We start from the raw sequence: 6,943 nt of genomic DNA, 5'->3' as shown, positions 1-6,943 counted from the left end.
CCTATCATCTACCCACAGTTAATACAATAAAAAACAGCCAGCAGGCTGTTTTTTTGTGAGTCAGATCGAAGTTAATCGATCGATAACCAGTGCCGATTAGAGGTACGATCTAGCACTGTGCAGAACTTGAAATCTCCTAAAGCCTAAAGCCTAAAGCCTAAAACCTATTACTTATCTGGCTGGGGAGTCATGCGCAGATAAGGCTTGAGTTCGGTGATACCTTTAGGAAACTTCACCTTGGCTTCCTCAGTAGAAATCGTCGGTACTACCACACAATCACCACCATCAACCCAGTTGGCAGGAGTTGCCACGCTGTAGTTATCGGTGAGTTGGAGCGAATCAATTACCCGTAGGATCTCATCAAAATTCCGTCCGGTACTAGGAGGATAAGTCAGCGTCAGCCGGAGTTTCTTGTTGGGGTCGATAATGAATACCGAGCGGACAGTCACCATTGCATTGGCATTAGGGTGAATCATGTCATATAAGTCAGAGACTTTCTTGTCTGGATCGGCAATGATGGGATAGTTGAGTGCGGCACCTTGAGTTTCGAGGATATCACCAACCCAACCATTATGAGAATCTACATCATCGACACTCAGCGCGATCGGTTTAACGTTGCGTTTGTCAAATTCTGGTTTTAATTTAGCTACTTCGCCCAATTCTGTCGTACAAACTGGAGTGAAATCTTTAGGGTGAGAGAAGAGAATTACCCAGCTATTTCCAGCCCATTCAAAGAAATCGATCTCGCCCTGGGTAGTAGCTTGGGTGAAGTTGGGAACGGTGTCCCCTAATCTTAACTGCATAATCTATCTAAAATAGGTGAAAGTGGACGGGAGCAACTTACGATCGTGCCACGAAGTTACCCCAACCTTCTAGTACTATACATGTTTATTTACGATCGAGTCTGTCGATCGATCGGTAACGATCGGGGATCGCTATCTCTACACCCGCACGGCTTCATCCGCGTAGCGATAGACGGTTTCACCCTCAGCATTAACTCGTACCCGCTCGATTTTGGCTCCGAGATTGCGCATTTTGGCTTCGAGACAATCGTAACCGCGATCGAGGTGATGCAGGTCTTGAATCGTGGTTTTGCCTTGAGCGGCTAAACCTGCCAGTACGAGTGCAGCAGAAGCACGCAGATCGGTTGCGGTGACAGTCGCACCAGATAAGAGCGGTACGCCTTCGACAATGGCATGATTGCCTTTAACCCTAATATTGGCACCCATCCGTTTGAGTTCGGCAACGTGTTGGAGTCGATTTTCAAATACAGTTTCGGTAATCACGCTGTTACCTTCGCTGATGGCAAGCATCGCCATAAATTGAGCCTGCATGTCGGTCGGAAAAGCTGGATAGGGCAGAGTCTCGATATCCGCACCTTTGAGCGTACCTGTCGGAATTACTCGCATCCGGTTAGGGGCATCCATTACTACTTTCGCGCCAATTTGCTCTAACTTCGCCACTGCGGCGGTGAGATGATCCGGGATGACTGGATACAGACTCAGTTCCGAATTGGTAATCGCACCAGCCACCAAAAATGTTGCTGCTTCGACACGATCGGCAATAATCCGATAATCGGCCTCATGGAGCTTATCGACGCCGACGATCGTAATCCGATCCGTACCCGCTCCAAAAATCTGCGCGCCCATAGCAATACAGAAATTAGCAAGATCGACAACTTCCGGTTCCTTGGCCGCGTTTTCTAAAATCGTCTCACCCTCGGCTAAAGTCGCCGCCATCATCAATGTTTCGGTCGCACCGACACTTGGGTAGTCCAGATAAATTTTCGCCCCTTGGAGGCGTTTATTCGCGCCAGTAACATACGCATTGACAATTCCATGCTCGATTTCGACATGCGCGCCCATGGCTTGCAAGCCGCGCACATGTAACTCTACCGGACGTGCGCCGATCGAGCAGCCACCAGGTAAGGGTACTTTAGCAACCCCTAACCGCGCCAGAATCGGCCCGATCGCAAAAAAAGCCGCCCGCAACTTGGAAACCAATTCAAATGGTGGTGTATGACAGTTGAATCCAGTGGTATCAAAATCCAAAACTTCGCCATTGCGATCGATCTTGACGCCCAACGCTTCAATAATCTGGCACATCTTATCGACATCTACCAGTCCAGGAATGTTTTGGAGCCGACATCCAGTCGAGCACAGCAAAGCACCAGCCATGACAACCAAGGCGGAATTCTTGGCACCACTGATTTTGACTTCTCCAGACAATGGGTGTTGACCCCAGATGTGAATGACAGACTTTTCTGTTGTTAACATATTTTGGGTGGTGGTTGTGCTACTGATATATTTGTCCTCCAAATTCCAAGAGACTGCGGTGGGAATTACTGATTTTTGCTTAGATTTTACAGGAATTAGGTAATAAATTCGATCGATATTCAGTAATTAAGCAGCATTCGCTCGCTCTTTAGTATTATTTATTACCATTTTTTTTGAGCGATCGAGCATATTAAACACTATTTACTCGCGCTAACAATGTGCTACTAGTAGTCTCCGGCATAAATGAACCTACTATTTGGGAAAGTTGGGAGTTGGGAGTTGGGAGTTGGGAGTTGGGAGAGTAGAGGTAGAGTATCGGCAATGGTTGCTTTACTTATGCCGCTCAGTACTAGTTACAGTTTTCTAGATCTCCGAGTTGCTGAAATAGCTGCGGTACTGGGGATTATGCTAAATTACCGATTACCGATCTTATTCCTATCTCAAAGATAATAACTCTTGGATGACTAAAAAACTCACATTCGATCGCTCTAATTGCCACCGATCGATACCAACAGTCAGGAGCCAGTAAAATTTTGCTGAATAATTTGTAGCTTCTAGGTTAGATCCGCAAGCTCTCTCCTCACAGATGTTAGCAATTTAATACCTTTTTACTCACGATCGAGCGTCCGCAAATTGTACTGAAAGCTAGTATATTTAAGCACACTCGATCTGAAGATTCGATCTAAATTGTCAAAAGGCGATCGCGGGAAAATCAAAAAACCAGGCGCAGCATTTGCCTAGCCTGGTTTTTTGTCGAGGGTCAGATCCGTGGTGTCGCGAACAAACTAGTATTTATCGATCGAGTGCATCCCGAATACCACGAGCCGACTCAATCACACGACTAAGGATCGATCGCCTCCTGACTCACTGGCTTGGGTTTGTGGTGAAACCTAATGCCCAAAAAGATGTCATAAACAAAGTGAAGAAAATCTTTACCCTGCAATAATCCCAGCGATTGATGGCATCCTTTTGATTCCAATAATGGTTTGGTTGCCTGGTAGGCTGGTTGATACTTGTACCAGGGAATTGACGGCCATAGATGATGGATCAAGTGATAATTTTGGCCGAAAATAAGGATATTCAGAATCGGCCCTGGATAAACGCGGGCATTTTTCCACCGATCTCGCTCTTTGAAAGGACGATGGGGTAGATAGTCGAAAAATAGTCCCAGTGCGATACCGACGACTAATGCTGGTGAAAACCAAAAATTAAAAACGTAGCTAGTATAGCCGTTTTGACAAGCCCAATAGATGACCAGTCCTACTACTAGCCTACTGAGAAACCATTCGAGCAGTTCGTTTTTCCGCCATAGTTTGCGCTGGAAAAAATAGATCTCGTGATAAAAAAACCTCGCGGCAATCATCCAGAGGGGGCCACCTGTGGAGACGTAATGATCCGGATCGTTATCGGGATCGTTGACGTTGGCATGGTGCTGGATGTGTACGCGCGTAAAGACTGGAAATGCAAATCCGAGCATTAATGCACTACCATGTCCCATAATTGCATTCGCCACCCGATCGGGATGGGCGGAATTATGAGAAGCATCGTGAATCACGGTACCTGCCATATGTAAAGCCAAGACATTGAAGCCGAAGCAACACCAACCTGGTAACTGCCATTGCCAATAGCCGATCGTCGAGATCGTCACTAGAGCAATTGCGCCAAAGAACATGAAGACGTTGGGATTCAAGTCATCAGGCGGTCCCAAAAATTCCCTAGGGACTCTGAGGGGCTGCTGCGCCTCCGACATTAGATTTTTGCTCCTTTATACATGGGATTAAGCTTTGCTTTCGTAGTATACGCTAATCCCCGCCGATGATAAAGATTTATGAAATTTTTTAAGCTAATGTAAATGCCCGGATCGGCCAAAATTGTCAGTCAAAAGATATTCGCGCGCTCGAAAATCTGATACTACTCATAGCGCGCTCGATCGTGCCAACCCAGAGCTAAACCGCTCCCTATCGCAAAATATCGATTACATCGTCGCCGCAGTAATAATCCTAACTAATCGATCGCGGCGATCGGCTGAGGATTTATTATCTTTGCTCGATCGGGCAAAATTCTTATAATTCAGCCTTGTGTAGTATTAGTTCGACACGACTGCACAATGGCGATCGATCTAAAAATGGGCAACCCGAGGCTCGAACTCGGAACCAGCGGATTAAGAGTCCGATGCTCTACCATTGAGCTAGTTGCCCTAGCAGCCACCTTAAGTTTAGCATCAAACCAATTAACTAATTATTAACAAAGCACAGAAGTTGGGCAACCTCATCTATGATGGAGACTAGAGCTAAGTCTTGAGGAAACTCAAGCGTAACTAGATTCGATCGGGGACGATGCTCATAACTCTACAATGGGTAATATCGAACCGATCTTTTGGCATTGCCAAAAGTGCTGTTTAAAGTCTCGCAGTCGATGAGTTCGCACGAGGGTAGCGTCCGCCTGCCGCTAGGCATTCGCACCAGATTAGCACCGACAGATCTAGCTACAGTCAAATTTTGAGCAGGCTGGGGATTGTGAATTTATTTACGACTAATTTTTGGTCGATCGGGTCGAGTCCACACAGCCCCTAACGGCAGTTCGATCCAACGCTACGAAGTCCGCCACATTTGAGCTGCTATATGAATTATCCTGCCAAAACACCACATTCCTTTACCGTAACAACACCGCTATACTACGTTAATGATATTCCGCATATCGGACATGCTTACACTACGATGGCAGCCGATACGATCGCTAGATGGCAACGACTCAATCGCCGCGATGTGTTACTAGTTACTGGAACTGACGAACACGGGCAGAAAATCGAACGCACGGCTATCGCCGCAGGGGTCGAGCCACAAGTCCACTGCGATCGAATTGTCGCGCGTTTTGATGCCTTGTGGAGCAAGCTGAACATTCAATACGATCGCTTTAGTCGGACGACAGCAGCCAATCATCAGAGCATCGTCAAAGAGTTTTTCGAGCGGGTATTGGCACAAGGCGATATTTACAAGGGGACTCAACAAGGTTGGTACTGTGTCTCCTGCGAGGAATTTAAAGAGGAGCGGGATCTGTTAGCCGACAACTATTGTCCGTTACATCCGAGCAAGCAAGTCGAATGGCGCGATGAAAGTAATTATTTTTTTCGACTGTCTAAATATCAACAGCAATTAGAAGCTCTATACGCCGAGTGTCCAGAGTTTATTTTGCCGTTGAGTCGGCGCAACGAAGTACTTAAATTTGTAGCGCAGGGATTGCAAGATTTTTCGATTTCTCGCGTTAATGTCGATTGGGGTATTCCCTTACCCAACGATCCCCAGCAAACAATTTATGTCTGGTTCGATGCTTTGCTGGGCTATGTCACCGCCTTGCTAGATCCTGATGCCGAACCTACTCTAGACAACGCATTGGCGCACCGTTGGCCGATCGATTTACATTTAATCGGTAAGGATATCTTACGGTTTCATGCCGTTTATTGGCCTGCAATGTTAATGTCCGCAGGCTTACCAATTCCAGATCGCGTATTCGCCCACGGCTACTTTACCAAAGATGGTAAAAAAATCAGCAAAAGTGAAGGCAATGCGATCGATCCGATCGAGTTTGTCGATCGCTATGGTGCAGAACCACTGCGCTATTATTTTCTCAAGGGGATTGAATTCGGTCAGGATGGCGATTTTAATGAAACCCGCTTTGTCGAAATCGTGAATGCCGATTTTGCTAACAATTTAGGGAATTTACTCAATCGCACACTAAGTATGGCTAAAAAATATTGCCAAGGTCGCGTCCCAAATTGTAATCCAGAAGACATTTCTGCCGAACACCCGTTGAAACTTTTGGGTCGAGAGCTAGGAGATCGAGTGGAGATCGCTTACAATAATTTAGCCTTTAAAGATGCTTGCGAAGCAATTTTAACGTTGGCGCACTCCAGCAATAAATATATCGACGATCTCGCTCCTTGGACATTATTCAAACAAGACAAACACTCAGAATTAGCCGAAGTTTTATATTCTGCTTTGGAGTCGGCACGGTTATCGGCATACTTACTTTCGCCGATCGTGCCCAAAATTAGCACGGATATTTATCAGCAATTAGGTTTGGATGTCGATTTCGATCTCGTTTGTGGTAGTCACGGAGATCGATCTCATCTCGACGCAAACGAACTACCAGCAGACTGGGCGCGTCATGGAGAATGGGGAATCTTGCAAGCCGATCGACCGTTGGGATCGCCGCGACCAATTTTCATTAAGCTGGAGCTACCAAACGATGCTAGTGGTTGAGTTAATCGATTTTCAACTATTGGGGAGGAATAGCCAATCGCGCTTCATCATTGTCAATATATAAACCAATTTTTTTAAATTCTCAATTTTTTTTAATAAATTTATAACAACCTCAATAAATGATGAATAGTTTTAACCATGATGAAAATTCGATATTTTCAGCACAGCAAGTATTAGAAAATCGTGGGAGGGTAGCCATCTTTGTCGATGGTTCTAATTTATTTTATGCCGCGCTACAACTAAATATTGAAATCGATTATACCAAATTACTAGCTCGACTCACTGGCGGTTCGCGACTGTTGCGTTCTTTTTTCTACACGGGAGTCGATCGAACTAATGAAAAACAACAAGGCTTTTTGTTGTGGATGAGGCGCAATGGCTATCGAGTCATCGCCAAAGATTTGGTAC

At 45.7% G+C, this 6,943-nt stretch carries 8 protein-coding genes and 1 tRNA gene; 5 read left to right on the top strand and 4 right to left on the bottom strand.

What is annotated here, in order from left to right; all coding sequences use genetic code 11:
• Positions 1–167: 167 nt before the first annotated feature.
• Both C7B77_RS20125 and murA read right to left on the bottom strand, forming a co-directional pair.
• On the bottom strand, positions 168–803 hold the full coding sequence (locus C7B77_RS20125) for a peroxiredoxin (RefSeq protein ID WP_106308946.1): 636 nt from the start codon (positions 801–803) through the stop codon (positions 168–170).
• Positions 804–941: 138 nt separating this feature from the next.
• Positions 942–2,276 (bottom strand): UDP-N-acetylglucosamine 1-carboxyvinyltransferase, encoded by a 1,335-nt coding sequence (murA, locus tag C7B77_RS20120; RefSeq protein WP_106308943.1) that lies wholly within the window; start codon positions 2,274–2,276, stop codon positions 942–944.
• Positions 2,277–2,519: 243 nt separating this feature from the next.
• Here murA and C7B77_RS29355 point away from each other — a divergent pair, with 243 nt between their 5' ends.
• Positions 2,520–2,726, top strand: a complete 207-nt coding sequence (locus C7B77_RS29355) for a hypothetical protein (RefSeq protein ID WP_146138417.1) — start codon at positions 2,520–2,522, stop codon at positions 2,724–2,726.
• Positions 2,727–3,117: 391 nt separating this feature from the next.
• Here the strand turns inward: C7B77_RS29355 and crtR are convergent, their stop codons facing one another.
• Positions 3,118–4,026 carry a beta-carotene hydroxylase gene (crtR, locus tag C7B77_RS20115; RefSeq protein WP_106308940.1) on the bottom strand — a complete coding sequence of 303 codons (909 nt, stop codon included), beginning with the start codon at positions 4,024–4,026 and terminating at the stop codon, positions 3,118–3,120.
• Positions 4,027–4,147: 121 nt separating this feature from the next.
• Between crtR and C7B77_RS20110 the strand changes: the two genes are divergently transcribed.
• A complete protein-coding gene (locus C7B77_RS20110) occupies positions 4,148–4,345 on the top strand; it encodes a hypothetical protein (protein WP_106308936.1) in 198 nt (65 codons plus the stop codon).
• A 57-nt stretch (positions 4,346–4,402) separates the two neighbouring features.
• On the opposite strand, the gene C7B77_RS20105 is transcribed toward C7B77_RS20110, so the two are convergent.
• Positions 4,403–4,474, bottom strand: a tRNA-Lys gene (locus tag C7B77_RS20105).
• 178 nt (positions 4,475–4,652) lie between these two features.
• On the opposite strand from C7B77_RS20105, the gene C7B77_RS31495 reads away from it, so the two are divergent.
• From C7B77_RS31495 to C7B77_RS20095, 3 genes are all read left to right on the top strand, one after another.
• Positions 4,653–4,778, top strand: coding sequence for a hypothetical protein (locus C7B77_RS31495; RefSeq protein ID WP_281261375.1), 126 nt, complete (start codon positions 4,653–4,655; stop codon positions 4,776–4,778).
• 119 nt (positions 4,779–4,897) lie between these two features.
• Positions 4,898–6,535 (top strand): methionine--tRNA ligase, encoded by a 1,638-nt coding sequence (gene metG, locus C7B77_RS20100; RefSeq protein ID WP_106308933.1) that lies wholly within the window; start codon positions 4,898–4,900, stop codon positions 6,533–6,535.
• Positions 6,536–6,654: 119 nt separating this feature from the next.
• The coding region (locus C7B77_RS20095; protein WP_146138416.1) for an NYN domain-containing protein at positions 6,655–6,943 on the top strand (289 nt) is incomplete at its 3' end.

The organism is Chamaesiphon polymorphus CCALA 037 (genome assembly GCF_003003845.1).
GTDB classification, from domain to species: domain Bacteria; phylum Cyanobacteriota; class Cyanobacteriia; order Cyanobacteriales; family Chamaesiphonaceae; genus Chamaesiphon; species Chamaesiphon polymorphus.
This window is presented reverse-complemented; position numbering and strand designations above follow the sequence as displayed.